This is a genomic window from Streptomyces longisporoflavus, assembly GCF_014649775.1.
Taxonomy (GTDB): Bacteria; Actinomycetota; Actinomycetes; order Streptomycetales; family Streptomycetaceae; genus Streptomyces; species Streptomyces longisporoflavus.
In genome coordinates this window covers 210,637-234,904 of record NZ_BMTR01000015.1, presented here as the reverse complement: position 1 = coordinate 234,904, position 24,268 = coordinate 210,637, and the positions used below count along the sequence as shown (strand labels likewise).

23 protein-coding genes are annotated in these 24,268 nt (G+C 71.4%); 7 read left to right on the top strand and 16 right to left on the bottom strand.

Annotation, left to right across the window (positions count from 1 at the left end; all coding sequences use genetic code 11):
- Positions 1 to 279: 279 nt before the first annotated feature.
- Together IE226_RS28970 and IE226_RS28965 are read right to left on the bottom strand one after the other, a co-directional pair.
- Positions 280 to 789 (bottom strand): flavin reductase family protein, encoded by a 510-nt coding sequence (locus IE226_RS28970; RefSeq protein WP_190084363.1) that lies wholly within the window; start codon positions 787 to 789, stop codon positions 280 to 282.
- Positions 790 to 1,028: 239 nt separating this feature from the next.
- Entirely contained in the window at positions 1,029 to 1,391 is a 363-nt protein-coding gene (locus IE226_RS28965; protein WP_190084362.1) for a TlpA family protein disulfide reductase, read from the bottom strand.
- Positions 1,392 to 1,591: 200 nt separating this feature from the next.
- On the opposite strand from IE226_RS28965, the gene IE226_RS28960 reads away from it, so the two are divergent.
- Positions 1,592 to 2,320, top strand: coding sequence for a lysophospholipid acyltransferase family protein (locus IE226_RS28960; RefSeq protein ID WP_190084361.1), 729 nt, complete (start codon positions 1,592 to 1,594; stop codon positions 2,318 to 2,320).
- Between the two features lie 5 nt (positions 2,321 to 2,325).
- On the opposite strand, the gene IE226_RS28955 is transcribed toward IE226_RS28960, so the two are convergent.
- The 8 genes from IE226_RS28955 to IE226_RS28920 form a co-directional block, all read right to left on the bottom strand.
- Positions 2,326 to 3,033, bottom strand: coding sequence for a B3/B4 domain-containing protein (locus IE226_RS28955; protein WP_190084360.1), 708 nt, complete (start codon positions 3,031 to 3,033; stop codon positions 2,326 to 2,328).
- Between the two features lie 27 nt (positions 3,034 to 3,060).
- Positions 3,061 to 3,657: a transglutaminase-like domain-containing protein gene (locus IE226_RS28950; protein WP_190084359.1), complete on the bottom strand. Its 597-nt coding sequence runs from the start codon at positions 3,655 to 3,657 to the stop codon at positions 3,061 to 3,063.
- A gap of 93 nt (positions 3,658 to 3,750) precedes the next feature.
- Positions 3,751 to 4,821, bottom strand: coding sequence for a threonine aldolase family protein (locus IE226_RS28945; protein WP_190084358.1), 1,071 nt, complete (start codon positions 4,819 to 4,821; stop codon positions 3,751 to 3,753).
- A gap of 29 nt (positions 4,822 to 4,850) precedes the next feature.
- Positions 4,851 to 5,624 (bottom strand): SDR family NAD(P)-dependent oxidoreductase, encoded by a 774-nt coding sequence (locus IE226_RS28940; protein ID WP_190084357.1) that lies wholly within the window; start codon positions 5,622 to 5,624, stop codon positions 4,851 to 4,853.
- Complete coding sequence (locus IE226_RS28935) at positions 5,621 to 7,036, bottom strand: DUF6421 family protein (RefSeq protein WP_190084356.1); 1,416 nt, start codon at positions 7,034 to 7,036, stop codon at positions 5,621 to 5,623. The genes IE226_RS28940 and IE226_RS28935 overlap by 4 nt, the downstream gene beginning before the upstream one ends.
- 81 nt (positions 7,037 to 7,117) lie before the next feature.
- Positions 7,118 to 8,128: an alpha/beta hydrolase gene (locus IE226_RS28930; RefSeq protein WP_190084355.1), complete on the bottom strand. Its 1,011-nt coding sequence runs from the start codon at positions 8,126 to 8,128 to the stop codon at positions 7,118 to 7,120.
- The gene (locus IE226_RS28925) at positions 8,125 to 9,255 is read right to left on the bottom strand and encodes an LLM class flavin-dependent oxidoreductase (protein ID WP_190084354.1); all 1,131 of its coding nucleotides are present in this window, start codon (positions 9,253 to 9,255) and stop codon (positions 8,125 to 8,127) included. Before IE226_RS28925 ends, IE226_RS28930 begins: the two co-directional genes overlap by 4 nt.
- A gap of 212 nt (positions 9,256 to 9,467) precedes the next feature.
- Entirely contained in the window at positions 9,468 to 10,022 is a 555-nt protein-coding gene (locus IE226_RS28920; RefSeq protein ID WP_190084353.1) for a tellurite resistance TerB family protein, read from the bottom strand.
- 181 nt (positions 10,023 to 10,203) lie between these two features.
- On the opposite strand from IE226_RS28920, the gene IE226_RS28915 reads away from it, so the two are divergent.
- Both IE226_RS28915 and IE226_RS28910 read left to right on the top strand, forming a co-directional pair.
- A complete protein-coding gene (locus IE226_RS28915) occupies positions 10,204 to 10,830 on the top strand; it encodes a VOC family protein (RefSeq protein ID WP_190084352.1) in 627 nt (208 codons plus the stop codon).
- A gap of 86 nt (positions 10,831 to 10,916) precedes the next feature.
- Positions 10,917 to 11,270, top strand: coding sequence for a VOC family protein (locus tag IE226_RS28910; protein WP_190084351.1), 354 nt, complete (start codon positions 10,917 to 10,919; stop codon positions 11,268 to 11,270).
- Positions 11,271 to 11,283: 13 nt separating this feature from the next.
- On the opposite strand, the gene IE226_RS28905 is transcribed toward IE226_RS28910, so the two are convergent.
- Positions 11,284 to 12,474, bottom strand: a complete 1,191-nt coding sequence (locus IE226_RS28905; protein ID WP_190084350.1) for an acyl-CoA dehydrogenase family protein — start codon at positions 12,472 to 12,474, stop codon at positions 11,284 to 11,286.
- A gap of 169 nt (positions 12,475 to 12,643) precedes the next feature.
- On the opposite strand from IE226_RS28905, the gene rox reads away from it, so the two are divergent.
- Entirely contained in the window at positions 12,644 to 14,161 is a 1,518-nt protein-coding gene (rox, locus tag IE226_RS28900; protein WP_190084349.1) for a rifampin monooxygenase, read from the top strand.
- Positions 14,162 to 14,481: 320 nt separating this feature from the next.
- Here the strand turns inward: rox and IE226_RS28895 are convergent, their stop codons facing one another.
- Positions 14,482 to 15,648, bottom strand: a complete 1,167-nt coding sequence (locus IE226_RS28895; protein ID WP_190084348.1) for a hypothetical protein — start codon at positions 15,646 to 15,648, stop codon at positions 14,482 to 14,484.
- A gap of 729 nt (positions 15,649 to 16,377) precedes the next feature.
- On the opposite strand from IE226_RS28895, the gene IE226_RS28890 reads away from it, so the two are divergent.
- Positions 16,378 to 16,950: a dihydrofolate reductase family protein gene (locus IE226_RS28890; RefSeq protein WP_190084347.1), complete on the top strand. Its 573-nt coding sequence runs from the start codon at positions 16,378 to 16,380 to the stop codon at positions 16,948 to 16,950.
- Between the two features lie 45 nt (positions 16,951 to 16,995).
- Positions 16,996 to 17,517, top strand: a complete 522-nt coding sequence (locus IE226_RS28885; RefSeq protein ID WP_190084346.1) for an AAA family ATPase — start codon at positions 16,996 to 16,998, stop codon at positions 17,515 to 17,517.
- A 45-nt stretch (positions 17,518 to 17,562) separates the two neighbouring features.
- Here IE226_RS28885 and IE226_RS28880 read toward each other — a convergent pair whose 3' ends face one another.
- Together IE226_RS28880 and IE226_RS28875 are read right to left on the bottom strand one after the other, a co-directional pair.
- Positions 17,563 to 19,200, bottom strand: a complete 1,638-nt coding sequence (locus IE226_RS28880) for an ABC transporter substrate-binding protein (protein WP_190084345.1) — start codon at positions 19,198 to 19,200, stop codon at positions 17,563 to 17,565.
- Positions 19,201 to 19,204: 4 nt separating this feature from the next.
- Positions 19,205 to 21,295: a hypothetical protein gene (locus tag IE226_RS28875; RefSeq protein WP_190084344.1), complete on the bottom strand. Its 2,091-nt coding sequence runs from the start codon at positions 21,293 to 21,295 to the stop codon at positions 19,205 to 19,207.
- A 266-nt stretch (positions 21,296 to 21,561) separates the two neighbouring features.
- Between IE226_RS28875 and IE226_RS28870 the strand changes: the two genes are divergently transcribed.
- Positions 21,562 to 22,800, top strand: coding sequence for an amidohydrolase (locus IE226_RS28870; RefSeq protein WP_190084343.1), 1,239 nt, complete (start codon positions 21,562 to 21,564; stop codon positions 22,798 to 22,800).
- Positions 22,801 to 22,851: 51 nt separating this feature from the next.
- Here IE226_RS28870 and IE226_RS28865 read toward each other — a convergent pair whose 3' ends face one another.
- Both IE226_RS28865 and IE226_RS44915 read right to left on the bottom strand, forming a co-directional pair.
- Complete coding sequence (locus IE226_RS28865; RefSeq protein ID WP_190084342.1) at positions 22,852 to 24,108, bottom strand: CaiB/BaiF CoA transferase family protein; 1,257 nt, start codon at positions 24,106 to 24,108, stop codon at positions 22,852 to 22,854.
- Positions 24,101 to 24,223: a hypothetical protein gene (locus IE226_RS44915; protein WP_268251295.1), complete on the bottom strand. Its 123-nt coding sequence runs from the start codon at positions 24,221 to 24,223 to the stop codon at positions 24,101 to 24,103. The genes IE226_RS28865 and IE226_RS44915 overlap by 8 nt, the downstream gene beginning before the upstream one ends.
- Positions 24,224 to 24,268 lie beyond the last annotated feature (45 nt).

Below are 24,268 nucleotides of genomic sequence, written 5' to 3'. Positions count from 1 at the left end.
CGGTGGCGTCGGGCACGTACTTCACGGTGACAACGATCCTCAAGCTCACGCCGGCTCTCCTACTGCATCGTCTTTACTGGGCTGCTGCCTTGGCTCTGGCCACTGCCTTCTTGCAGGCAGCATAGGCGCCTGAAGGGGCGGATCCCGGTCGGGGCGGCCCGCGCTCCGACCAGAATATTACTCGCCAGTACACCCATTTCATTCCCACTAAGCAAGCGCTTTGAACTGTGACCTTTCCGACGCCCTGTAAACGGGCGCGAGAAGGCCGCGCGGGAACTTTCAGTCGCGCAGCGCGTTGAAGCGCCCCTGGTGGTAGAGCAGGGGCCGGCCCACGCCCGAGGGGTCGCCCACCACGGCCTCCGCGAGGACGATCCGGTGGTCACCCGCGGGCACCCGCGCCGCGACCCTGCACACGAGCCAGGCGAGCGTGCCGTCGAGCACGGGGACACCCTCGGGCCCCTCGTACCAGCGCGTGCCCGCGCCGAAGCGGTCGGCGCCGCTGCGCGCGAAGGTCGAGGCGAGGTCGAGCTGGTGCTCGCCGAGTATGTGGACGCCGACGTGTTCGGCCTCCGATACGGCGGGCCAGCTGGAGGCGCCCGTCCCGATGCCGAAGGAGAGCATCGGCGGTTCGGCGGAGACCGAGACGAGCGAGGTCGCGGTGAAGCCGACGGGCCCCGCGGGGCCCTGAGCGGTGATCACCGCGACTCCCGCCGCGTGCCGCCGGAAAACGGAGCGCAGGAGGTCGGGCGATGCGAGGCGGGGAGTGCGGAGGTCGGGCGTGGCCGTCATGGAATTGTCCTTCTGCAGGGGGTACGAGCGGTTCCGTGGCTGCTCATCAGCCCGGACAGCGCGCACTTGCATGACGGGCGAGGTCCACGTGGACGCGCTCGTAGAGAAGGAGCTCCGGAGGCATGGGAGCAGGCTGGCGATAGGTGCCTGGTGCAGTCAAGTCCGTTCCGCGATGTGAAAGACGGCTCGCGGAGCCCTGAACCGGTGTCATCACGCCCTCCTCCCCCGTGCCCCACGTCTCACACGGCCTTGCCGAGAGCGGCGATGACATCGATCTTGCGCGGCTGCCCGGTCGCACGCAGCACGGTCCGTCCGTCCGCGTCGAGCACGAGGACCGTCGGCGTCCCGGAGATGCGCAGTTCCCGCACGAGTTCGAGCTCCGCCTCGGCGTCGATCTCCACATGTGAGACACCGGGCACCATTCCGGCCACTTCCGCGAGGATTCTGCGGGTGGCACGGCAAGGCTGGCAGAAGGCGCTGGAGAACTGCACGAGCGTGGCGCGCCGGCCCAGTTCGCGGCCGGCCCAAGTGCCGTTCCCGGCAGCCTCGATGCGGTCCTCCGCATCACGTATCCGCACGTCAGCCTCCCGCCCTCGCGTCATGATCCAACCTTCCCCGACTTCAGCGCCCGTGCGCGCGCGGACATTCCCGACGTGACGAGAATCTCGCGCCCGCGGGGCACGATGGGTGGTCAGCCGTCCGTTCTTGGGGCACGATCTGCGCAACGCCGAAAAACCTACGGCTGCGTAACTTCCCGCCGGGAGCCCCCTCCCAAGGCAGACACGAAGGGCCCTCCCCACCCATGGCAGAGCTTGTCTACCGTCCGGTCATCGGTGCCGCTAAAACGCTGTTCAAGGCTTGGGACCTGAAGATCGACTGCAAGGGGTCGGAGAACATCCCTCGCACGGGCGGCGCGGTGCTGGTCAGCAACCACATCAGTTATCTCGACTTCATCTTCGACGGCCTCGCGGCCCTGCCGCAGAAGCGGCTCGTGCGCTTCATGGCCAAGGAGTCGGTGTTCCGGCACAAGATCTCCGGTCCGCTGATGCGCGGGATGAAGCACATCCCCGTCGACCGCAAGCAGGGCGAGACCGCCTACCAGCACGCACTCGACTCGCTGCGCTCCGGGGAGATCATCGGTGTCTTCCCCGAGGCGACGATCTCCCCTTCGTTCACGCTGAAGAGCTTCAAGTCGGGCGCCGCGCGCCTGGCCCAGGAGGCCGGGGTCCCGCTGATCCCGATGGCCCTGTGGGGCACCCAGCGGCTGTGGACCAAGGGCCAGCCGCGCAACTTCAAGCGCAGCCACATCCCGATCACGATCCGGGTCGGCGAGCCGGTGGAGGCCCCGCAGGACCAGTTCGCGGGCGCGATCACCCGGCGCCTGCGTGACCGCTGCCAGGAACTCCTCGAGGCCGCGCAGCGCGCCTATCCCGTACGTCCCAAGGGACCGGACGACACGTGGTGGATGCCGGCGCACCTCGGCGGCACCGCCCCGACGCCCGCCGAGGTGAAGGCCGCCGAGGCCAGCTGAATCGATTACTCCGGGCGCTCGGACGCCCGCTCCGGTGCGCGGACGGTGAGCCGCGCACCGGGGCTGAACTTTTCGAGCAGCTCGGCCAGTTCGTCGCCCGCGGCCTCGACCCCGGAGTCCGGCCCCATCCCCTCCAGCAGGAAGATGGCGTTGACGGACTCCTCCGTGAGGCGGGTGCGCGGTCCCTGGCGCCAGTTCCAGCGGCGGCAGGTGACGCCCTCGTCGTCGCACCAGACGACCTCGCCCGCGTCCGGGTGCTCGACGGTCCGCTCGCCGCCGGCCATGGTCACGAAGTCCTCGGTGCCCGTGGCCCGCACCAGGCGCATGCCGCCCTTGATCTGGTCCAGGTCCTCCCCGCCGACCGGGATCAGGTGGGCGACGCTGATCGCGTTGTAGACGTCGACGAGGGTGTTGATGCGCGGCAGGCCGCCGTCGGCGAGGGCGCGCTTGGCGAGTGCCTCGGCGGAGTTGCGCGTACGCGACGGCTTCGCGCCGAAGGCGGTGTACGCCGCGCGCCAGGCCACCATGTGCGGGTCCTCGTGCGGGGCCCGGCCCTCCAGCCGCCCGGCGAGGCGGCGGGCGGCCTCGTCGAGGAGGAGCGCGGTCGCCTCGGTGCTGGGTCCGTTGACGAGCCCGCGGGCCTCGACGGCGACGTGGGTGAAGCCGGGCGCGAGGGCGCGGACCTCTTCGGAGACGGTCAGGTCGATGGTCATGGTCCGTCGTGCCTCACAGTTCGTGCGTCACAGTTCTGAGGGGTAGATCTGCCAGAGGTGCAGCCGGTCGCGTGCTTCTTCGAGCACCCGGAGCGCCACCGGGTGTGGTTCAGCGTACAGGACCGGATAGTCCACTTCATTGGACTCCGGGTCCACCGGCCAGGCCAGCCGCTCCTCGCCCAGACGGAACTGCGCGTCGACCCCGGCGGGGATGTTCCCGCGCGGGTCCTGACGGTGCCAGGCGCCGTCGAGGCGTACGGCGACGAGGCCGTGCAGGGAGTAGCCGCTGGTGTTGTCGTCCCGCAGCCGCTGGTAGCAGAACGCCGTCGGGATGTCCTCGGCGCGCAGCAGGGCGGCCAGGGCGTGGGACTTGGCGGTACAGATGCCGGTGCGCTCCCGAAGGACGTCGGAGGCGCGCCAGGTGACCTCCATGCGGCCCGAGTCCTGCGAGTGCGGGACGGCGTCGCGCACGAACTCGAAGGCGGCGCGGGCGTACTCGTACGTATCGGCGGATGACTTTGCAAGACCGGCCGCCGTCTCGCGGACCAGCGGATGATGGTGGTCGACCACGTCGTCGGCAGCCAAGTACGCCGACAGGTCAGGGTTTTCCTGGATCAGCTGCATGGCACGGGAGCATAGGAATACGACCGACCGCGCGTCAATGCAATTGCGGTCAGCCGTATACCTATGCAGAAACAGTCGGCGGGTGGCGCCGGATCAGCGCGCCATCTCCTCCTTGAGGGCCGCGACGAATCCGTCCACGTCCTCCTCGCGCGTGTCGAACGCGCACATCCAGCGGACGTCGCCCGCCGCCTCGTCCCAGAAGTAGAAGCGGTACTGCTTCTGGAGCCGCTCGCTCACGTCGTGCGGCAGCCGCGCGAAGACCGCGTTGGCCTGCACCGGGTAGAGGATCTCCACGCCGTGCACCGCGCGCACGCCCTCCGCGAGGCGCTGCGCCATCTCGTTGGCGTGCCGGGCGTTGCGCAGCCAGAGGTCCTTGGCGAGCAGCGCCTCCAACTGCACCGAAACGAAGCGCATCTTGGAGGCGAGCTGCATGGACAGCTTGCGCAGGTGCTTCATGTGCTTGACGGCGTCCTGGTTGATGACGACCACGGCCTCGCCGAAGAGCGCGCCGTTCTTCGTGCCGCCCAGGGACAGGATGTCCACGCCGACCGCGTTCGTGAACGTCCGCATGGGGACGTCGAGGGACGCGGCGGCGTTCGCTATGCGCGAGCCGTCGAGGTGCACCTTCATCCCGAGCCCGTGCGCGTGGTCGCAGATCGCGCGGATCTCTTCGGGCGTGTAGAGCGTGCCCAGTTCGGTGTTCTGCGCGATCGAGACGACCTGCGGCATCGCCCGGTGCTCGTCGTCCCAGCCGAACGCCTGCTTGTCGATCAGCTCCGGAGTCAGCTTGCCGTCGGGCGTGGGCACCGTGAGCAGCTTGAGGCCGCCCATGCGCTCGGGGGCGCCGCCCTCGTCGACGTGGATGTGCGCCGACTCCGCGCAGATCACCGCGCCCCAGCGGTCGGTGATCGCCTGGAGCGCGACGACGTTGGCCCCGGTGCCGTTGAAGACCGGGAACGCCTCGGCCGTCGGGCCGAAGTGGCCGCGGATGACCTGCTGGAGGTTGGCGGTGTAGTCGTCCTCGCCGTACGCGATCTGGTGACCGCCGTTGGCGAGGGCGATGGCCGCGAGCACCTCCGGGTGGGCGCCCGCGTAGTTGTCGCTGGCGAACCCCCGTACGTCCGGGTCGTGATGACGGCGTGCGTCGGTCTTCGGAGGGTTCACGGCTTCTCTGTCGCGGGGGTCGCGAGCGGTCACGGCTTCTCGGTCAGCCACAGGCGGGTTCCGTTCACTTCTCCGGCGGGCCGCTCCCAGACTCCGGCGATGGCGTCGGCCAGCTCCGTCACGTCCGTGAAGCCCGCGAACTTCGCGTTGGGCCGCTCCGCGCGCATCGCGTCGTGCACCAGCGCCTTGACCACCAGGATCGCAGCCGCCGATGTCGGACCCTGCTCGCCCCCCGCCTTGCGGAAGGCGTCGCCGAGAGCCAGGGTCCAGGCCTCGGCTGCGGCCTTCGAGGCGGAGTACGCCGCGTTGCCCGCGGTCGGCTTGGAGGCGCCGGCCGCGCTGATCAGGAGGTACCGGCCGCGGTCGCTGCGCTGCAGGCCGTCCTGGAAGGCGAGCGAGGTGTGCTGCACCGTGCGGATCAGGAGCTTTTCGAGCAGGTCCCAGTCCGCGAGGTCGGTCTCGGCGAAGTTCTTGCTGCCCCGCCAGCCGCCGACGAGATGGACCAGGCCGTCGATCCGGCCGAACTCCTTCTCCGTGCGGGCGGCCCACCCGCGGGTGGCGTCCAGGTCGAGCAGGTCGACCGTGTCGCCGGTGACCGTCGCCCCGCCGTGCGCGTACCGCGCGGCGTCCACGGCCTCCGCCAGGCGCGCCGCGTCGGCGTCGGACGCCACGACCGTGGCACCGGCCTCCGCGAGCCTCAGCAGCGTGGCACGGCCTGCCGGACCGCCTGCTCCCGCGACCGCGACCACGGCTCCGTCGAGTGCGGACATCGTCCTCGCCTCCTTGGTGGTGCCCTCGGTCATGCGGCGACCTGCTCGGCGCTCGCACCGGTGATGCCCTTGGTTTCGGCGATCACTCGCTTGAGCTTCTTGGAGAGCGCCTCATAGAACATGCTGAGCGGAAACTCGTCGGGAAGCACGTCGTCGACCAGTTTTCGGGGCGGAAGCTGCACATCCAGGGCGTCCGGGCCCTTGGCCCAGCGCGATCCCGGGTGCGGGGCGAGGTAGCGGGAGACCAGGTCGTACGCGGCGAACCAGTGCACGAGCTTGGGGCGGTCGATGCCCGCGCGGTAGAGCTCCTCGATCTCGGCGCACAGCTGGTTCGTGACCTGCGGCGCACGCTGCCAGTCGATCTTGAGCTTGTTGTCGGTCCAGCGCACGACGTCGTGCTTGTGGAGGTACGCGAAGAGCAGCTGGCCGCCGAGCCCGTCGTAGTTCTTGACGCGGTCACCCGTGACCGGGAAGCGGAACATCCGGTCGAAGAGGACGGCGTACTGCACGTCGCGTGCCTGCGGGATGCCCTCGGCCTCCAGCTTCACGGCCTCCTTGAAGGCGGTGAGGTCGCAGCGCAGCTCCTCCAGGCCGTACATCCAGAACGGCTGCCGCTGCTTGATCATGAAGGGGTCGAACGGCAGGTCGCCGTGGCTGTGGGTGCGGTCGTGGACCATGTCCCACAGGACGAACGCCTGCTGGCAGCGGTCCTGGTCGCCGACCATCTCCCGGATGTCGTCGGGCAGTTCGAGCCCGAGGATGTCCACGGCCGCCTCGGTGACGCGGCGGAAGCGGGCGGCCTCGCGGTCGCAGAAGATGCCGCCCCAGCTGAAGCGCTCGGGGGCCTCGCGCACGGCGATGGTCTCCGGGAAGAGCACGGCCGAGTTCGTGTCGTAACCGGCGGTGAAGTCCTCGAAGGTGATGCCGCAGAACAGCGGGTTGTCGTAGCGCGTGCGCTCGAGCTCGGCCAGCCAGTCCGGCCAGACCATGCGCAGCACGACCGCTTCGAGATTGCGGTCCGGGTTGCCGTTCTGCGTGTACATCGGGAAGACCACGAGGTGCTGGAGGCCGTCCCGGCGGTCCGCCGCGGGCTGGAAGGCGAGCAGCGAGTCGAGGAAGTCCGGCACCTTGAAACCGTCGTCGGCCCAGCGCCGCAGGTCCGCGCCGAGCGCCCGGTGATACGCGGCGTCGTGCGGCAGGAGCGGGGCGAGCTGCTCGATCCCGGATATCACGCGGTCGACGGCGAGTTCGGCCACGGCCCTGGCCGGGGCGCCCTCCGCGTCGAAGTCGATCGAGCCGTCCGCGGACTGCCACGGGCGGATCTCTTCCACGGCGTCCTTGAGCATCGGCCAGGCCGGGTGCTCCACGACCCTTTCCACGGGGACACCCCCGCTCGCGGGAGGAACCGCATCCTCCGTAACCCTCTGCACAAGAATTTCCGTCACTTGTCAACCTCCACGGGAGAACCTCGCGTCAGAACACCGTATGCGGACGACGTTCTCCACCACAAGAGGAGGTTCGGGAAATTATCCTGTGCGACCCCCAACATCACCGCTGATTTTCCTGCCGGACACCGTAGAGGCGATCGCTTCTGCCACATCTGCCACCGCGGCCCGCGCCTCGTCCAGGAGCCGCGGGAAGCCCAGGAAGCCGTGGAACATCCCCGGGTAGTGCCCCCGCGTCACCGGTACCCCCGCAAGCCCCAGCGCGTCCGCATATGCCCCGCCCTCGTCGCGCAGGGGGTCGCAGCCCGCGGTGACGATGTGCGCGGACGGCAGCGCGGACAGGTCCGCGCGCGAGGGCGAGGCGTAGGGGTGGGTGCCGTCGCCGTCCGGGCCGAGGTACTGCTCCCAGAACCAGCGCAGGTGCGCGGCGGTGAGGAAGTAGCCGGTCGCGTTCGACGTATACGAGCCGCTCCCCTGTCCCGCGTCGAGCAGGGGGTAGATCAGCACCTGGAGCGCCACGGCCGGCCCCCCGCGGTCCCGCGCCATCAGGGGCGCGACGGCGGCGAGTCCTCCCCCGCTGCTGTCCCCCGCCGTCACCACGGCGTCCGGCTCCCCGCCTAGCTCCCCCGCCCGTGCCCGGGCCGCGGCCCAGCACAGCGCCGCGTAGGCGTCCTCGGCCGCCGCGGGGAAGCGGTGCTCGGGGGCGAGGCGGTAGGCGACGGAGACCACGACGGCGCCGGACGCGGCGCAGAGCGTGCGGGCCGTGGCGTCGTGGGAGTCGAGGCCGCAGAGGGTGTAGCCGCCGCCGTGGAAGAAGACGACGGTGGGGCGGCGCACGCCCCGCGGGCCTGGCGGGTGGTAGACGCGTACGGGCAGGTCGGGAGCGTGGGCGGGGCCTGGAATGACACGGTCGGCGACCGCCCCCACGGCCTGTGCCGCCTTGCCGGAAGGGGCAGCCGCGGCGAGGATGCGGCGGGCCTCGGCCGCGTCCGTGACCGTGCCGCCGAGGTCGGGGAACGCCGCGCTCAGCGCGTCGACGAGGGGCCGCGCCTCCGGGGCCAGGCGCTCCCTGTCCGTCCCGGGCGCCGTCACCCGGACTCCCGGGCGCGGAAGTACGGGATGACCTTCTCGCCCCACTGCCGCAGCGTCTCCATGCAGGCCTCCTGCGGGACTGTGCCCATCTGGATGAGGCACATGATCTCGTCGGCACCGGCGTCGCCGAGCCGTTCCGCGTACGCGATGGCGTCGTCGGCGGTCCCGTAGGCGTGATCGGCGTTGAAGGTGGCCGTGGCGGCGGGCCGCACGGGGATGTCGTGCTCGTGCAGCCGCGCGACGACCTGCTCGGCGGCCTCGCGCATCGCGGCGGCCTCGTCGGCCCCTTCGACCACGGCCTCGTCGGGGATGCCGGCGCCGCCGTACCAGTGGCCGATGGACTGTGCGAAGAACCGCTGTCCGCGGATGCCGACGCGCCGAGCGGCCTCGCGGTCGTCGAGCACGATGGTCGGGCAGAGCACGGCGAAGTGGTCGTTGACGACGCCGGACACGAAGCGCGCCTCGCCGCGGCCCGCGATCGCGGTGTCGTACGCCGCGCGCATCGCGGCGATGGACTCGGGCCCGGCAAAGCCCATCACCAGGGCACCGATGCCGAGTTCGGCGGCCTGCTTCAGGGTCTCGGTCCTGCTGCAGGCGAGGAAGAGCGGGGGGTGCGGGGTCTGGTGCGGGCGGGGCAGGATGGGGTGCGGGTCGATGTCGAGCAGCGGGCCGTGGTGCTCCAGTTCGTCGCTCGCCCAGGCCTTGCCGATGATCTGGAGCGCTTCCTCGACCTCTTGGGTCGTACGTTCCCTGTCGACGCCGCAGAGCGAGGTCTCCTGGAGCGTCCCGCCGCGCCCCGCCCCGAGGTCGAGCCGTCCGCCGGAGAGCAGGTCGAGCATGGCGGCGCGCTCGGCGACCCGCGCCGGGTGGTTGAAGGCGAACGGCATGCAGACCACGCCGTGGCCGATGCGGATGGTGCTGGTGCGCGCGGCGACCCAGGTCAGGAAGATTTCCGGGGCACTCATGTGGGCGTACCACTTGAGGGAGTGGTGCTCGACCGCCCAGATGCGGTCGAACCCCATCTCCTCGGCGAGGACGGCCTGTTCGACGCAGTCGCGGATCAGTTGGTGCTCCCGCTCGACGGTGGGGTCGGCGAGCTGCGCCTCGAATATGACGGAGAACTTCATGTGCCCTCCCGGGAGTTGCGCCGGTCCGCCGCGTTCGCGGAGTCGGCTGCGGAGTGACGCCCTTGTTTCGAATAGCCATATGACTAGTCGTCAGATACTGAAGTAGCAAGGGATGTCGCGGGGGCACTTCGCCGGTTGGGCGGGCGGGTGTGCGGAAACGGCCGGGGCCCGCACCAGTAGGTGCGGGCCCCGGTTGCCTCTTCACGCGTGGGTCAGAGACCGAACTCCTGCGGCGAGACGCCGAGCGTCGCGCATGCTTCGCGCAGGACCTGCTCCTCGGCCGGGACGATGTACCCGTCGGCGCCGGCGACGACGAAGCCGGTCTGCACGACCGCCTTGGCCTCCATCGGCTTCTTCGCCGCCTTGGCGATCTCCTGCATGGCCTCGGCCTTGCCCTGCTGGAAGTTGAACGTCAGCTGGTCGGCGTGCTTGTTGAAGCGCGTCCGGAGCTGCTCGGGCGGGAAGTTCTTCAGGACGTCGTTCTGCAGGATCAGCGACTCCACGTGCTGCCGCTCGGCCGGGTCGACCGAGCCGTCGGCGGCCGCGACCAGGGCGCACATGGCCATGCTGGCGTCGCGGTACGCACCGCTCTTGAGCTCCGTCTTGAGGGAGGTGAGCTGGGACTTGAGCACGCCCACCAGCTGGGCCTTGGACCCGCCCGAGGATCCCGACCCCGGCCTTCCGTGGCCCCCTCCGGAGCCCCGCGCCCCCTGGGACTGCTGCTGCAACCCCTTGGCCTGGTCCTTGATCCGGTCCCACATCGCCATCCGTGCCACCTCGGCTACCTGTTCGCTACGTATGCGCGCGTTCCGCACGTCATCCATGCCAACGGCTTCCCGCGCACCGAAGTTCCGCGACCCGGATCAAAGGAGGGCAGGGACGCCGGGCCGCCGGACCGGTCAGGAATGAAGAAGCACCGGAAGCGGCGCACTGCCTAGCGTGGCGGGCATGGCAATCATCGAATCCGTCACCCTCGGCGTGGCCGATCCCGCGGCCGCCCTTCGCTTCTACACCACGGCCTTCGGTCTGGAGTCGCAGATACGTCTGCGCGCCTCCGAGGAGCCCACCACCGGCTTCCGCGGGTTCACGCTCGCCCTCACGGTGTCGCAGCCCGCCGACGTCGACGGCCTCGTCGACGCCGCCCTCGCCGAGGGCGCCACCTCGCTGAAGCCCGCAGCGAAGTCGCTCTGGGGCTACGGCGGTGTCGTACAGGCCCCGGACGGGACGGTCTGGAAGGTGGCGACCTCGGCGAAGAAGGACACCGGTCCCGCCACCCGGCGGATCGACGAGATGGTGCTCCTGCTCGGGGTGGCCGACGTGGGCGCCGGCAAGCGGTTCTACGTCGGGCAGGGCCTCTACGTGTCCAAGAGCTTCGGCCGCGTGTACTGCGAGTTCGAAAGCGGGTCGAGCCCCTTCAAGCTGGCGTTGTACCGGCGCCGCGCCCTCGCCAAGGACCTCGGTCTGTCGCCGGACGGCACGGGATCGCACCGGCTCGTGGTCAGCGGTGACGCCGGTCCCTTCACCGACCCGGACGGTTACGCGTGGGAGGCCGCGACGCCCGCGCCCGTGCACTGACCCGGAATCGCCCGTGCGCCGACCCGGAAGGGACTGAGCCAGAATCGGGGGGGACGTCCCGCCGCACCTGCCGACAGGAGCCGACCATGACCATCCGCCGTGCCATGCCCGATGTCCGGACAGACGCCATGGAGGAGAGCCGGGACTTCTACGGCCTCCTGGGGTTCGAGGAGGTCATGAACCTCGGCTGGGTCATGACGCTCGGCTCTCCCTCCAACCCCACGGCACAAGTCACCTTCATGAGCCACGACGCCACCGCGCCCGTGGTGCCCGACATGAGTGTGGAGGTCGACGACGTGGACGCGGTCCACGCCGCGGTGCTCGAGAGCGGCGCGGAGATCGTGCATTCCCTGCGGGACGAGGAGTGGGGCGTGCGGCGGTTCTTCGTACGGGACCCCAACGGCCGTGTGATCAATGTGGTGAGCCACCGCCATCAGTGACCCCGCCCGCGTGTCAGCCGTCGAGGCCGCCTCGCTCCACCAACTGCTTCGCGATGACGTTGCGCTGGATCTCGTTGGTGCCCTCGCCGACGATCGTCAGCGGGGCGTCACGGAAGTAGCGCTCCACGTCGAACTCGGTCGAGTAGCCGTAACCGCCGTGGATGCGCACGGCGTCCAGGGCGATCTTCATGGCCGTCTCGGAGGCGAAGAGTTTGGCCATGCCCGCTTCCATGTCGACGCGGCGGCCCGCCTCCGCCTCCCTGGCCGCGTACAGGGTGAGCTGGCGGGCGGCGGTGAGTGAAGTGGCCATGTCGGCGAGGTAGTTGCCGATCGACTGGTGCTTCCAGATCGGCTGGCCGAAGGACTCGCGCCTGCGGGCGTAGGCGAGGGAGTCCTCGAACGCCGCCCGGCCGACGCCCAGTGCGCGCGCCGCCACCTGGAGCCGTCCGGTCTCCAGGCCCTTCATCATCTGCGCGAAGCCCTTGCCCTCCACTCCGCCCAGCAGGGCGTCGGACGGCGCCCGGTAGCCGTCGAACGACAGCTCGCAGCTCTCCACGCCCTTGTAGCCGAGCTTGGGCAGGTCGCGCGAGACCGTCAGGCCGGGGCCGTGCTCGACCAGCAGGATCGACATGCCCTTGTGCGCGGGTACGGCGGCCGGGTCGGTCTTGCACAGCAGGGCGATCAGGCCGGACCTGCGGGAGTTGGTGATCCAGGTCTTCGACCCGTCGACGACGTACTCCTGCGCGTCCTTGCGCATGTCCGGGTCCGTGGTCCTGCGCGCCACCGTCCTCATCGCCCGGAGGTCCGAGCCGCCGCCCGGTTCGGTGAGCGCCATGGTCGCCCGGACCTCACCGGTGGCCAGCTTCGGCAGCCAGCGGCGCCGCTGCTCCCGCGTACCGAAGTGGAGCAGCAGCTTCGCGACCACGGTGTGGCCGCCCATCGCACCGGCCAGGCTCATCCAGCCGCGGGAGAGCTCCTCGGTGACCAGGACGTAGCAGGGCATGGAGACCCGGGTGCCGCCGTACTCCGCGGGGATCGCGAGGCCGAAGACGCCGAGCCGCTTCATCTGCTCGATCAGGGCTTCGGGGTAGGTGTCGGAGTGCTCGAGTTCCCGGACGACCGGCTTCACCGACCGGTCGACGAAGTCCCGCACCGTACGGACGACGAGTTGCTCGTCCTCGGACAGGATGTCGGCAGTGTTCATGCGGTGACGCCCCTCGTCGAGCGTCCTCTGCGGCCGGACACGACAAAGGCAAGGAGTGTTCGAACTCCTTGCCACCATCAAGATATAGCTCACGGGGGGCCTTGCCACAAGGCCCGGGTCCTGTCGCAGAATCATCGGCCTCAGCCCGGAACCCAGCGAAATGAGAACGATGATTGACGTGATCGTGGTCGGCGGCGGACCCACCGGCTTGATGCTGGCGAGCGAGCTGCGTCTGCACGGCGTGCGTGTGGTGGTCCTCGAGAAGCTGGCGGAGCCGACCCCGCAGTCTCGCGGGCAGGGCCTGCACGCGCGCAGCGTCGAGGTGATGGATCAGCGCGGCCTCCTCGACCGGTTCCTCGCCGCCAACGAGAAGTTCCGGGTCGGCGGGCTCTTCGGCGGCATCATGAAGCCGTGGCCCGAGCGCCTCGACACGGCTCACCCGTACGGCATCGCCACCCCGCAGCCGGTCACCGAGCGGCTGCTCCACGAGCACGCCGTGGAACTCGGCACCGAGATCCGGCGCGGCTGCGAAGTGGTCGGTCTGAGCCAGGACGACGGCGGGGCGGACAAGGGCGGGGACGGGGGCGCGGTGACCGTCGAGCTCGCGGACGGCACGCGGCTGCGCTCGCGCTACCTCGTCGGATGCGACGGCGGCCGCAGCACCGTGCGCAAGCTGCTCGGCGTCGGTTTCCCCGGTGTGGCGGCCACGGTCGAGACGCTGCTCGGCGAGATGGAGACGACCGAGGATCCCGCGACGATCGTCGCCGTCGTCGAGGAGGTCCGCAAGACCCACCTGCGGTTCGGCGTCACCCCGCCCGGCGAGGACGGGGTCTGCCGGGTCGTCGTGCCCGCCGACGGGGTGGCCGAGGACCGTGCGGCCGAGCCGACCCTCGACGACTTCAAGCAGCAGCTGCGGGCCCATGCGGGCACCGACTTCGGCGTGCACTCGCCGCGCTGGCTCTCCCGGTTCGGCGACGCGTCGCGGCAGGCCGAGCGCTACCGGGTCGGGCGGGTGTTCCTGGCCGGCGACGCGGCGCACATCCATCCGCCGACCGGCGGACAGGGGCTCAACCTCGGCGTGCAGGACGCGTTCAACCTGGGCTGGAAGCTGGCCGCGGCGGTGGGCGGCTGGGCGCCGGACGGGCTGCTGGACACCTACCACGCCGAACGGCACCCGGTGGGCGCGCGCGTCATCGACAACACCCGCGCGCAGATCACGCTGCTCGGCACTGATCCGGGGGCGACGGCCCTGCGGGAGCTGTTCTCCAGGCTGATGGACTTCGAGGAGGTCAACCGGTACGTGACCGGCATGATCACCGCGGTCGACGTCCGCTACGACTTCAGCGCGGACGGGGTCGGGGAGGGAGGCGGGAGCGCGGCCGAGGGCCACGAACTGCTCGGCCGCCGGATGCGGGACGTGCAGCTGAAGCGCGGCCGTCTCTACGGACTGATGCACGAGGGCCGCGGACTGCTGCTCGACCAGACCGGCCGGCTTTCGGTCACCGGATGGGCCGACCGCGTCGATCACGTCATCGACGTCAGCGAGGAACTGGACGTCCCTGCCGTACTGCTGCGACCGGACGGCCACGTGGCATGGGCCGGCGAAGATCAGCAGGAACTGCTCACCCAACTGCCGAGATGGTTCGGCGCACCGGACGGGGAGGGGGACTCCCGCCGGCAGGCGTGAAGCGGGTACGGCAGCCGTCCTGCGCCGCGAGGGGAACCGCAGACGACCCGCGCGGCAACGGGAACCGCGGTCGGCCTGTGCGGCGACCGGAACCGCGGCCGGCCCACGCGGCGACGACGGGACCCTCGGCCGCCCTGCACTACGAAGGCACCCTCAGCCGACCTGGACGGCGACCGGAAGCTCAGCCACCCCCGTGTGACGACCGGCACCTCAACCACCCCGTGCCGCGACGGCGCCCGCAGCCGGCTGGGCGGCGACCGGACCCCAGCCGCCCCGCGCCGTGACAGGAACTTCAACCACCCCGTCCCGCGACAGCCCCCTCAGCCGACCTGAGTATGGAACTGCACCAAGCGCTGCTGGACGAGGTTCACCGTGCCGCGTTGGCGGCCCGGTACTCGGCGGCGCAAGTCCACGAGTGCCGGGCCGAGTCGGCGGACCGTGTCCGGGTCGCGGATCTGTTCCCACTGGTGGTGGGCCAGGTCCGCGGCGGACTCGACGTCGGGCGCGTCCGGGGCCTGCCCCGCCGTGATCCTGGCGGAGACCACCGCGAGCCAGATCTCGCAGCCGCGGGCCGGCTCCTTGGCGAAGATCGCCAAGTGCCCCCGCACTTCCATCCAGTGCACCACCTCGGGCGAGGAGCGCCCGTACGTCCGCAGGGCCTCCTGCTCCCAAGCCGCCGCCATGGCCGCGGCCTCGCCGTGCCGCCCCGCCTCCACGGCCTTGGTGATCGCCGCGTGGGGATCGGTGCCGCTGGTCCGCGGAGCCGTGGAAGGCGGCATGCCGGGGGCAGTGCCCTGCTGCTGTGCCGGCAACGGCGCCGGCGCCCGGTTCCGTGCGTCTGCGTGACCGCCCGCGGGGTCGGCGGAGAGCACGATGTCAGGCGCGCCCTCCTCCAGCGCCTGCGCGGCGACATGCTGATGCAGGTCGGGCAGCGGCGGCCGGTGCCCGCTGCGCAGGACCGTCGCGAACGCCTTCATGTACGCGGGCACGGCGACGTCACGCGCACGCCGACCCGGCGGCGGAGCGACCCGCCCGTACAGCGCCACACCCGCCCCGACGTCCAGGGGGCGCTGCGCCAACTGCTGCCAGCTGTCCGCGTCGGCGTGCAGGTCGGCGATGACGGTCGTACTGCCCGGCGGGCGCAGCCGCAGCTCCTGGCCGATCCAGTGCCAGGGGAATCCGGTGTAGCGCACCGTCGCCGCCGTGGTCCGCGCGAGGGCCACATGCTGCATCTGCTGGCGGCGGTCGAGGTGCAACTGCCCGACCAGGTAGACGGTCAAAGGCCCCGGCGCCATCGCGGCCGCACGCAGCCGGGTGAGCACTGTCTGCGGGTCGAGCGGGTCCGCCAGCTCCACCACACTCGCTGTCGCGGTACCGGCGAGCACCGCCGGCGACACCGCGGCGAGTACGGGCAGCACGGAAGCCGCATCGACCATACGGGCCTTGCCGACCGGCGCGGCGGCGATCAGCAGCGCGGTCCCTGGCACCGTTCCCTCCCCAACAATCACCAGAGCACCGTATCCGCTGCGCGCCCCGATCGCGGAAACGGGAAGCCGATCCGCGGCGGCCGCCGCATGGGCAACCATCCAGTTCATGGGCTTGTGTCCCACCCTCCGGGCTGCGCGCGCGAGTTGCTACCGGGCACACGGAATCACCTGGGGGGCCGATAGCGAACGCGGGCGGGGCCATCAGGTGTCGGCGCCCGGCAGGCGGGTAAGGAGCGTGTGCTCCGGCGGTGGACGGCGCTGCCCGAGCCCGCGGCCGCCGCCGGATTCGGCGGCGGCGACCGCGGCACTCCCGGGGGCAGGCTCCCCCTGGCGCCCCGGGAGCAGGTGTCCGCACCGAGTGGTGACCGGGAGCCGCGGGAGTGGCCCCTGACGCACCGACCGGCGGGACAGGCCGGTGTCCGTGCGTCCGCTGCAAGGAGGTACGGACCCGGCGGCCTTGAGTCACCGACGACGCCTCCGCCCGGCGCCGGAGCGCGAGCGGGGTGGTCGGGCCGTTCCGGGGGCTGGGGGCGGGCCTCGGCGCAAGAGTAGAACGAGCAGGCAGGGGCGGACAACGCCTTTCCGGACTCCGGGACGACCATGCCGCTGTCGCATGCCGTGCGAAACTCCACCGATTAGTTTCCGCACGCCCCTCGGTCGAAGACCCTGTAGCCGCGAGGATGATGCGCCGGGCGGCACCCGGAGAAGACTCACCTAGGAGACCTTGACATGCGTACGTTGATCAGCACCGCCTTCGTCTCGCTCGACGGCGTAGTGGAGGCTCCGGGCGGCGAGCCCGGCTACCGCAACGCCGGCTGGACCTTCAAGGACATCGAGTTCCTCCCCGAGGCCTTCGAGATCAAGGGCCGGGAGCAGCAGGAGGCCGCGGCGATGCTGCTTGGCCGCGTCAGCTACGAGGCGTTCAGCCCGGTCTGGCCCGGCATGGAGGACTTCGCCGGCTACAAGCCGATGCCGAAGTACGTCGTCTCCACCAGCCTCGGCGAGAACGCCCTGGTGCCGGACTGGGGGCCGACCACGATTCTGCGCTCGCTCGACGAGGTGGCCGAGCTGAAGAAGACCGAAGGCGGCCCGATCATCGTGCACGGCAGCGCCACCCTGAACCGGAACCTCTCCGACGCCGGTCTGATCGACCGCTACCACCTGCTCGTCTTCCCGCTGCTTCTCGGCGCGGGCAAGCGGCTGTTCAGCGACACGGACAAGGACGCCCAGAAGCTGCGGCTCGTCGAGCACGAGGCGTACGCCAACGGGCTCCAGAAGAACGTCTTCGACGTCGTCCACTGACGTTCGCCGGACGGCCCGCGGCCCGGGCGGGCTAGCCTGCGGGACATGATCGTATGGCTCAACGGCACGCACGGCGCGGGCAAGACGACCACCAGCGCGCTCGTACAGAAACTCCTCCCGGATTCACGGGTGTTCGACGCCGAGAAGGTCGGCGAGACGCTCATGGACATCACACCGGGGCTGCCCGGTACGGACAACTTCCAGCACTGGCCGCCCTGGCGGCCGCTCGTCGTCGAGACGGCACGCCGCGTGCTCGACTACACCGGCGGCACCCTCGTGATGCCCATGACCGTCCTGGTCGAGGAGTACTGGCGCGAGATCAGCGCGGGCCTCGCCCAATACTCCATCCCCGTACGGCACTTCGTTCTCCACGCCGACCAGGAGACCCTCCGGGGCCGCATCGAGGGGGACACCGTCATGGGCCCCTCGGCGTTCCGTCTCAAGTATCTGGAGCCGTACGCCGAGGCGGCCCGTACGTGGCTGCACGACGAGGCCGAGGTGGTCGACACCACGCACATCACGCCTGCCCTGGCGGCCGAGCGGATCGCGCGGGCCGTCAAGAACTGACGCGGACTGACGCGGACTGATGCGGACTGATGCGGACTGACGCGCCTACCCGCTCCGAACGACACAGTCCTCCGGCTGCGGCTTGCCGGACGGCCAGGCCAGGTCCACGAAGGCCAGCGTCCCCGGGCCCGCTTCCGTGCCGGGCCGCAACGTGACGACGGCGAGCGGCTTGGCGTACGGGTTGCCCGCCTTGGTCAGGCAGATGCGGCCGCTGGTGCCGTTCACGCGGTTCTTCGACTGCATCGTGGCCCAGCGGTTGCCCACCTGCTCGGCGGTGGGCGCCGCTTCTCCGGTGGGCTTCGCGCCGCGGATCGCCTCGACCGCGGTGCGTACCCCGTCGTGCACCATCATGGTGCGGGAGTCGCCCAGTTCCACGTCGCCGATGTCGCGGCCCGCGGACTCCAGCGCGGCGATCGTGTCCTTCAGTTCTTCCAGCGCGGCCTGCGGATCTCGCAGGGAGGCGGGAGCCCGCGACGCGGGCGGTGTCTTCCCCGTCTCCTTCTTCCGGTCCTCCTGCCAGGCCCGCACCTTGGCGTCCCAGGCGTCGGGGTGGGCCGGCGCCGCGTACTGCACGGTCAGGCGCGGCTTGCCGGAGCTGTCCCGGAGTCCGGCCCAGTCCTCGTCCGTCATGCGGTTGTTCAGCGAGGCCGCGTCCGAACCGGAGACCACGGTGAACTTCCGCTCCGTGCACGCCTCCTTGGCCAGGCGCTTGAGGAACAGCCGCAGATGTGTCGAGCGGCCCGCGAAGTAGACGGTGTCCGCGCCCGAGTTGCAGATCGTGTTGACCGTCGGCCTGAACTGGTTGTCGACGTCGCCGGGGTCGGCGACGCCGGGCGAGGTGAAGGTCATGTCGTCGGGGCCCGCCGGGCCGTCCTCCGGGAGTCCCTGGAAGGCGCTCGCCAGCGAGCGCACGTACGGGTCGGGGCGGGTGTCGCGGAGCAGGACGGTCTGCCGGTCCTTGCGGCTGCCGTTGAACGCGGCGAGGGCCCTGGCCTGTTGCTCGTTGGTGGGGATGATCCGGGCGAGGCCCTTGAAGTCGTACGTTCCGTCCTTGCTCTCCCGGTTGGCAAGCGAGCTCGCCGAGGCCCGTGCCACGAGTACCGGCACCTGCTGCTCGGTGAGGCTGCGCACCGCCTCCTTGGTGGCGTCCAGGGAGAGGTTGAATCCGGTCACCGCGCGAAGGTTGTCGCTCTTGGAGTGCGCCATCCGCACCAGGTCAGGAACCACCTCGTCCTGCCGGAGGTAGTCCTTGCCGGGGTTGGCGAGCACGAGCCGCACCACCGGCTTTCCCGGCTCGCGGTTGGCGATGTACTGGGCCAGGAACGCGCCCTGCAGTTCGCTGCGCAGCTGGCGCCGCTCGGCCCTCGATTCGGGCTGCAACGGGAGCATCATCGCCACGGTGACGTGCGGCCGCTTGTCGATGCGGCGGTTCTCCTCCGCGATCCGCTCCGCGACCGGGGCTATCCCGGGCACGCCGAAGTCATAGCCGGAGCCGTTGACGCCGATGCACTCGCCGCCGGACTTGGAGACGCCTTGTGCGCAGTCGTCCGCCTGCTCGGTGATCCGCGACACGAGGACGTACGCCCCGACGGCGAGGAGGGCGGCGAGGGCGCACGTGATGATCTTCTTCAGGAGCGTGTTCCACAGGTGGTCGTGCAGCCGGTCGGCGACGGTCTGGAACATCCCCTCAGCTCCCCTCTCCGATGTGGGACGTGCAGGAACAGGACTGGAGCGGCTGCCGGTTGCGGGCGCGGCGGTCCCACCGTCCGGCCCGGGCGGTGAGCACGGGCGCCGCTCCGGCGTACTCACGGGCCAGCTCCTGGAGGAGCTGCGCCATCCGGTCCGCCGCGGCGATGTCGGGCGGCCGGGTGCGCTCCTCGCAGAGCCACACGGCGTGCAGCAACTCGTCGAGCTGGCGCTCCAGCCTGGTGCCCTCGACGCGGGCCACCGTCATCCGGGCGTGGCGTTCGTCGTGGCCGCCGGGCGAGGGGGCCTGGGCGAGGGCGAGCAGCTGGTCGCACCACTCCTCGGCGCCCACGCCGTCCGCCGGGAACCGGGCGGCGAGGTGGTGCACGGCGCGTTCGGGGCCGTTGGCGACCAGGTCGTGGTTGAGGCCGTGGGCCGCTGTGGTGCCGAAGGCGCGGTCGGGGGCCTCGGCCCGGCTGCGGTAGTGGGTGTGCAGGAGGCTGTGGTTGCGGCGCCACTCGGTGCCCGCTTCCGGCGGTCCGTGCAGTCTGCTCATCAGGAGCTGCCGGAGGCCGAAGTCTCCGATGAAGTGCCGTTCGCAGGCGGGCCAGCCGCTTTCGTGCAGATATCTGCCCACCTCGTCCGCGGTGAGCCCGCCCGCCAGTCGTTCCAGCTCGGGGCTGCGCAGCAGGGCGCGGGCGCAGTCGCCGGTGTGTGCGACCGAGAGCTGGGTCAGCAGGTCGAGCCAGCGGCCGGTGTGCTCGGCGGGGAGCCGCTCGGGCAGCTGTCGCAGCACCAGCTCGGCGAGCAGCACGTCCCGTACGGCGAGGGGCGCCCCGTCGAGTCCCGCCGGCTGGTCGAGGAGTTCCCGGTCGTTGTCGAGCTCCGGGAGCTCTCCGGCCGCCTCGACCAGGCGCTGCACCATGCGCGGGCGGCGGCCCGAGAGCCGGTGCACCGCGCTCTGCGCCCGCCGCAGGCGCGCCGCCTCGGGGGCGCCGCCCGTGTGCTGCTGCAGCTCCTTGTGGATGTGCTCGGTGGTGAGCAGCGGCATCCGCAGCATCAGTACGCCCTGGCCCAGACGGCCGCGGGCGGGCAGCCGCTGCCAGTCGGGGGGCTCCTCCTGGTCGGGCCGGTAGTAGGCGCGTTCCTCGGTGCGCGGCTCGTCGGCCAGGAACAGCGGTTCGCCCACCCGCTCGCTCGCCACGAGCACCGTACGCTCGCGGTGCCCGTCGGCCCGGTCGGCGAGCGCCGCCGCCAGGAGTCCGCGGCCCACCGGCCAGTTGGCGTGCTGGAGGAGTACGGCGGGGCGGCCGACGCGGTTGAGTGCGGCGCCGAGTCCGGTGTAGGCGGCGTCCAGGTCCTCGCGCAGGGCGCGGAAGAGGAAGCCCTCCGCGAACCGCCGCTCCTCGCCGCCCTCCTGGAAGTCGTGGGCGAGCAGCCGCAGACCCGTGCCCGCGCTGCCCGCGGCGCCGGGATAATCGCCGTAGGTGGCCCGCACCGGTTCGGCGCCGGTGCTCGCCAGCTTCTCCAGGAACTCCGTGAGGCCGGCGCCCACCAGCGGCGCCGCAGCGGGGGCGACGACCCCGGCGAGCGCGGAGAGGTAGCCGGTCAGCAGATTGCGCATGAACCGGCCGAGCGCCCGGCGGGGGCGCAACAGCGTGCGGTAGCGCTCCAGTTCCTGTTCCAGTTCGCGCCGCCGCAGCCGGGCGCCGGCGGCGACCGCGGCCATTCCGGCGAAGAAGCGGGGCGTGGGCAGCGCGCCGCCGGGCCCCTCCCACTCGCTCATCCGCAGGGCGACGTCGTACATCGTCTCCGTCGCCTCCGAGCGGCAGGCGGGCCTGCGGCCGGCCTCCGCCGCGTACCGCGGGTCGGCACAGTCCGCGTACGCCACCGGCACCCTGCGCCCGAACCGGTCCCGCAGCAGTTCGAGGAGCCGCTGCTTGCCCATGCCGGGACCGCCGGTGAGCAGGACGACGGGCAGGTCGGGCCCGTACAGGAGCTTCTCGTCACGGCCCCTGGCGTTCCGGCCGAACAGCCCGGGAAAGAAGCCTTCGTCCTCGATGAGCCCTTCGAATCCCAGCTCCCGGCTCATCCGGGCACCCCCGTGCCTGACGTGGCCGCTGTGCGGCGGGTGGTCAATGTCGCACGGAGCGTACTGGAGCATGGCTTCCGAATACATCAACTTTGCTGCACAGGGCGCCACTTGGCGAGCGGCGGTGCGTGCCGCTCCCCCGTCCGCGGCGGCAAGCCGCTGCCGCTGACGTCGCCGTCGCTCGGGGCGAGGCCGCGCGTGCTGTGCGAAGGTGATCTCGTACCTCCCGTGCCTCGAACACCTCGACCGCAAGGAGCCGGATACGGATGGCAGCCACCGCAGCGAGCCTGGCCCTGGACGTGACCTCAGGGCTGCGAGCGAGTGACCTGGAGGCCTATTACCAGGATCTGCACCGCCACCCCGAGCTCTCCTTCCAGGAGCACCGCACGGCCGGGATCCTCGCCGGACGGTTGCGCGACGCCGGGTACGCGGTGACCACCGGCGTCGGCGGCACAGGTGTCGTGGGCGTCCTGGAGAACGGTGACGGGCCCGTGGTGTGGCTGCGCGGCGACATGGACGCGCTGCCCGTCAAGGAGACCACCGGCCTCGCGTACGCCTCCACCGTGGACGGCGTCATGCACGCCTGCGGCCACGACACGCACGTGACGTGGCTGACGTTCGCGGCCGAGGCGCTCTCTGCGGCCCGCGACACCTGGACGGGCACGCTCGTGGTGATCGGGCAGCCCGCCGAGGAGGCGGGCGGCGGGGCGAGCGCGATGGTCGCCGACGGGCTCCAGGAACGCTTCCCCCGGCCCGACGCGGTCTACGGCCAGCATGTCGCCCCCGGACCGGCGGGACTCGTCGCCCACACGCCGGGGCTGATCATGTCGGCCGCCGACAACGTGGAGATCGTGGTGCACGGAGTCGGCGGCCACGGCTCACGTCCTGAGGCCACCGTCGATCCGGTGGTGACGGCCGCCTACATCGTCACCCGGCTGCAGACCGTGGTGTCCCGCGAGGTGTCCGCGTCGGACGCGGTGGTGCTCACCACCGGGCAGTTCCATGCGGGCCTGCGGCCCAACATCATCCCCGCGGAGGCCCGGCTCGGCCTGAATCTGCGGACGCGGGACGTGGCGGTGCGCGAGCGCGTCCTGGCCGCCGTCCGCCGCATCGCCGAGGGCGAGTGCCTGGCCGCCGGGTGCCCCGTGCCGCCCGAGGTGACGGTCGGCGCGAGCTTCCCCGCCACCGTCAACGACGCCGCGCTCGACGCCGAGATCGCGGCCGTGCACCGCGACATCGTCGGCGAGGACGCCGTGATCGACTTCGGCCCCGCGATGGGCAGCGAGGACTTCTCCGTCCTCGTGCCCACCGGGGTGCCCTACGACTTCTGGTTCGTGCCCTCGACGGCGCACGCCACCTGGCAGGCGGCGCCGGGCAAGGAAGTCGCCGAGAAGATCACCGGCGTACCGGCCAACCACAGCCCGCTGTTCGCCCCGGACCTCTCGGTCCTGCTGCCGGGCGTACAAACGCTGGCGGGCGCCGCGCTGCACACGCTGGGCGCTTGACGGGCGAGCGGGTCGGCGGGGCGGCGGCGTCGAGGGCGGGGAACGGCAGGGTCAGGCTCCTTGCGGGCGGTGGGGCTGCTGCGGGTGCCGCACGTCGGCGAGCAGGCGGTCGATGGCCGCTTCGTCGTAGCCGAGTTCGGCGAGTACGTCCCGGCTGTGCAGGCCGAGCGTGGGCGGCGCGGTGCGCACGGCGGGGCGCCCGCCGCGGAAACTGACGGGGAAGGCGACCTGCCGGAGCGGGCCCACGTCCGGGTGGTCGACCTTCTGGACCATGCCGAGCGCCTCGGTCTGCGGGCAGTCGTAGACCTCGTCGAGGGTGCGGATGGCGGCGACGGGGACGCCGCGCGGGGCGAGCAACGCGCACCAGTGGGCCACCGTGTCGTCGACGAGGACCGCCTCCAGCTTGGCGTTGAGGGCTCCCCGGTGGGTGACGCGGGCGCGGTTGGTGGCGAAGCGCGGGTCGTCGGCCCACTCGGGGTGGCCCAGCGTCCGGCTGAGGCGGCGGAAGAGCGCGTCGCTGCCGACAGCGATCACGAAGTGGCCGTCGGACGCCGGGTAGGCCTGGTACGGGACGAGGCTGGGGTGGCCGGAGCCGAGGCGTGCGGGCCGCTCGCCGGTGGCGAAGTAGCCGGTGGCCCAGTTGATGTGCAGGGCGAGCTGGGACTCGTACAGGGAGGTCGTGACGTACTGGCCGCGCCCCGTGCGCTCGCGTTCGACGAGGGCCGACGTGACGCCGATCAGGCCGAAGAGGGCGGCGCCCAGGTCGCCCATGGCGTAACCGGCCTTGACGGGCGGGCCGTCGGGCTCGCCGGTGAGGGACATCAGACCGGCGCTCGCCTGGGCAACCATGTCGTACCCCGGCTCGTCGCGAAGCGGCCCGCTGTCGCCGAACGCCGAGATGTGGAGCAGGACCAGGCGCGGGTAGCGCTCGCTGAGGGCGCGGTAGTCGAAGGCGTCGGCGAGGGAGCTGCCGGGGCGGAAGTTCTCCACCAGGACGTCCGCGTCGGCGAGCATCCGGTGCACGGCCTCCTGCCCCTCGGGGGACTTGAGGTCGAGGGTCACCGAGCGCTTGTTGCGGTTGGCCGCCAGGTAGTACGTGGCGTCGGGGCCGTTGAAGGGCGGGCCCCAGGCGCGGGTCGGGTCGCCGCCCCGGGGGTGCTCGACCTTGATGACGTCCGCGCCGAGATCGGCGAGGGACATGGTGACGTAGGGCCCGGCGAGGATCTTGGAGAGGTCGACGACCTTCAGGCCGGCGAGCGGGGATGCGGGGGCGGCCTGCGGGGACGCGGGGTGGTGCTGTTCAGACATGTGCGGCCTGCTCCTTTGCCGTGGCGACCGGGATCTGTCCACCCTCTGCCAGTTCGGCCAGGTGGTCCAGGGCGGCGCGGGGCAGGGCGTCGGGGTCGTCCATGAGCGTCGCCATGACGGCGTGCGTGAGCCGGTCGGCGTACGAGCTCCACGCCGGTGA

Coding starts and splice junctions, on each gene's coding strand:
- IE226_RS28920 (WP_190084353.1), bottom strand. CDS start 10,022: ATGGCGATGTGGGACCGGATCAAGGACCAGGCCAAGGGGTTGCAGCAG.
- IE226_RS28925 (WP_190084354.1), bottom strand. CDS start 9,255: ATGAAGTTCTCCGTCATATTCGAGGCGCAGCTCGCCGACCCCACCGTC.
- IE226_RS28940 (WP_190084357.1), bottom strand. CDS start 5,624: ATGACCGAGGGCACCACCAAGGAGGCGAGGACGATGTCCGCACTCGAC.
- IE226_RS28910 (WP_190084351.1), top strand. CDS start 10,917: ATGACCATCCGCCGTGCCATGCCCGATGTCCGGACAGACGCCATGGAG.
- rox (WP_190084349.1), top strand. CDS start 12,644: ATGATTGACGTGATCGTGGTCGGCGGCGGACCCACCGGCTTGATGCTG.
- IE226_RS28965 (WP_190084362.1), bottom strand. CDS start 1,391: ATGACGCGAGGGCGGGAGGCTGACGTGCGGATACGTGATGCGGAGGAC.
- IE226_RS28915 (WP_190084352.1), top strand. CDS start 10,204: ATGGCAATCATCGAATCCGTCACCCTCGGCGTGGCCGATCCCGCGGCC.
- IE226_RS28865 (WP_190084342.1), bottom strand. CDS start 24,108: ATGTCTGAACAGCACCACCCCGCGTCCCCGCAGGCCGCCCCCGCATCC.
- IE226_RS28885 (WP_190084346.1), top strand. CDS start 16,996: ATGATCGTATGGCTCAACGGCACGCACGGCGCGGGCAAGACGACCACC.
- IE226_RS28905 (WP_190084350.1), bottom strand. CDS start 12,474: ATGAACACTGCCGACATCCTGTCCGAGGACGAGCAACTCGTCGTCCGT.
- IE226_RS28955 (WP_190084360.1), bottom strand. CDS start 3,033: ATGACCATCGACCTGACCGTCTCCGAAGAGGTCCGCGCCCTCGCGCCC.
- IE226_RS28890 (WP_190084347.1), top strand. CDS start 16,378: ATGCGTACGTTGATCAGCACCGCCTTCGTCTCGCTCGACGGCGTAGTG.
- IE226_RS28870 (WP_190084343.1), top strand. CDS start 21,562: ATGGCAGCCACCGCAGCGAGCCTGGCCCTGGACGTGACCTCAGGGCTG.
- IE226_RS28960 (WP_190084361.1), top strand. CDS start 1,592: ATGGCAGAGCTTGTCTACCGTCCGGTCATCGGTGCCGCTAAAACGCTG.
- IE226_RS28950 (WP_190084359.1), bottom strand. CDS start 3,657: ATGCAGCTGATCCAGGAAAACCCTGACCTGTCGGCGTACTTGGCTGCC.
- IE226_RS44915 (WP_268251295.1), bottom strand. CDS start 24,223: ATGGCGACGCTCATGGACGACCCCGACGCCCTGCCCCGCGCCGCCCTG.
- IE226_RS28875 (WP_190084344.1), bottom strand. CDS start 21,295: ATGAGCCGGGAGCTGGGATTCGAAGGGCTCATCGAGGACGAAGGCTTC.
- IE226_RS28970 (WP_190084363.1), bottom strand. CDS start 789: ATGACGGCCACGCCCGACCTCCGCACTCCCCGCCTCGCATCGCCCGAC.
- IE226_RS28880 (WP_190084345.1), bottom strand. CDS start 19,200: ATGTTCCAGACCGTCGCCGACCGGCTGCACGACCACCTGTGGAACACG.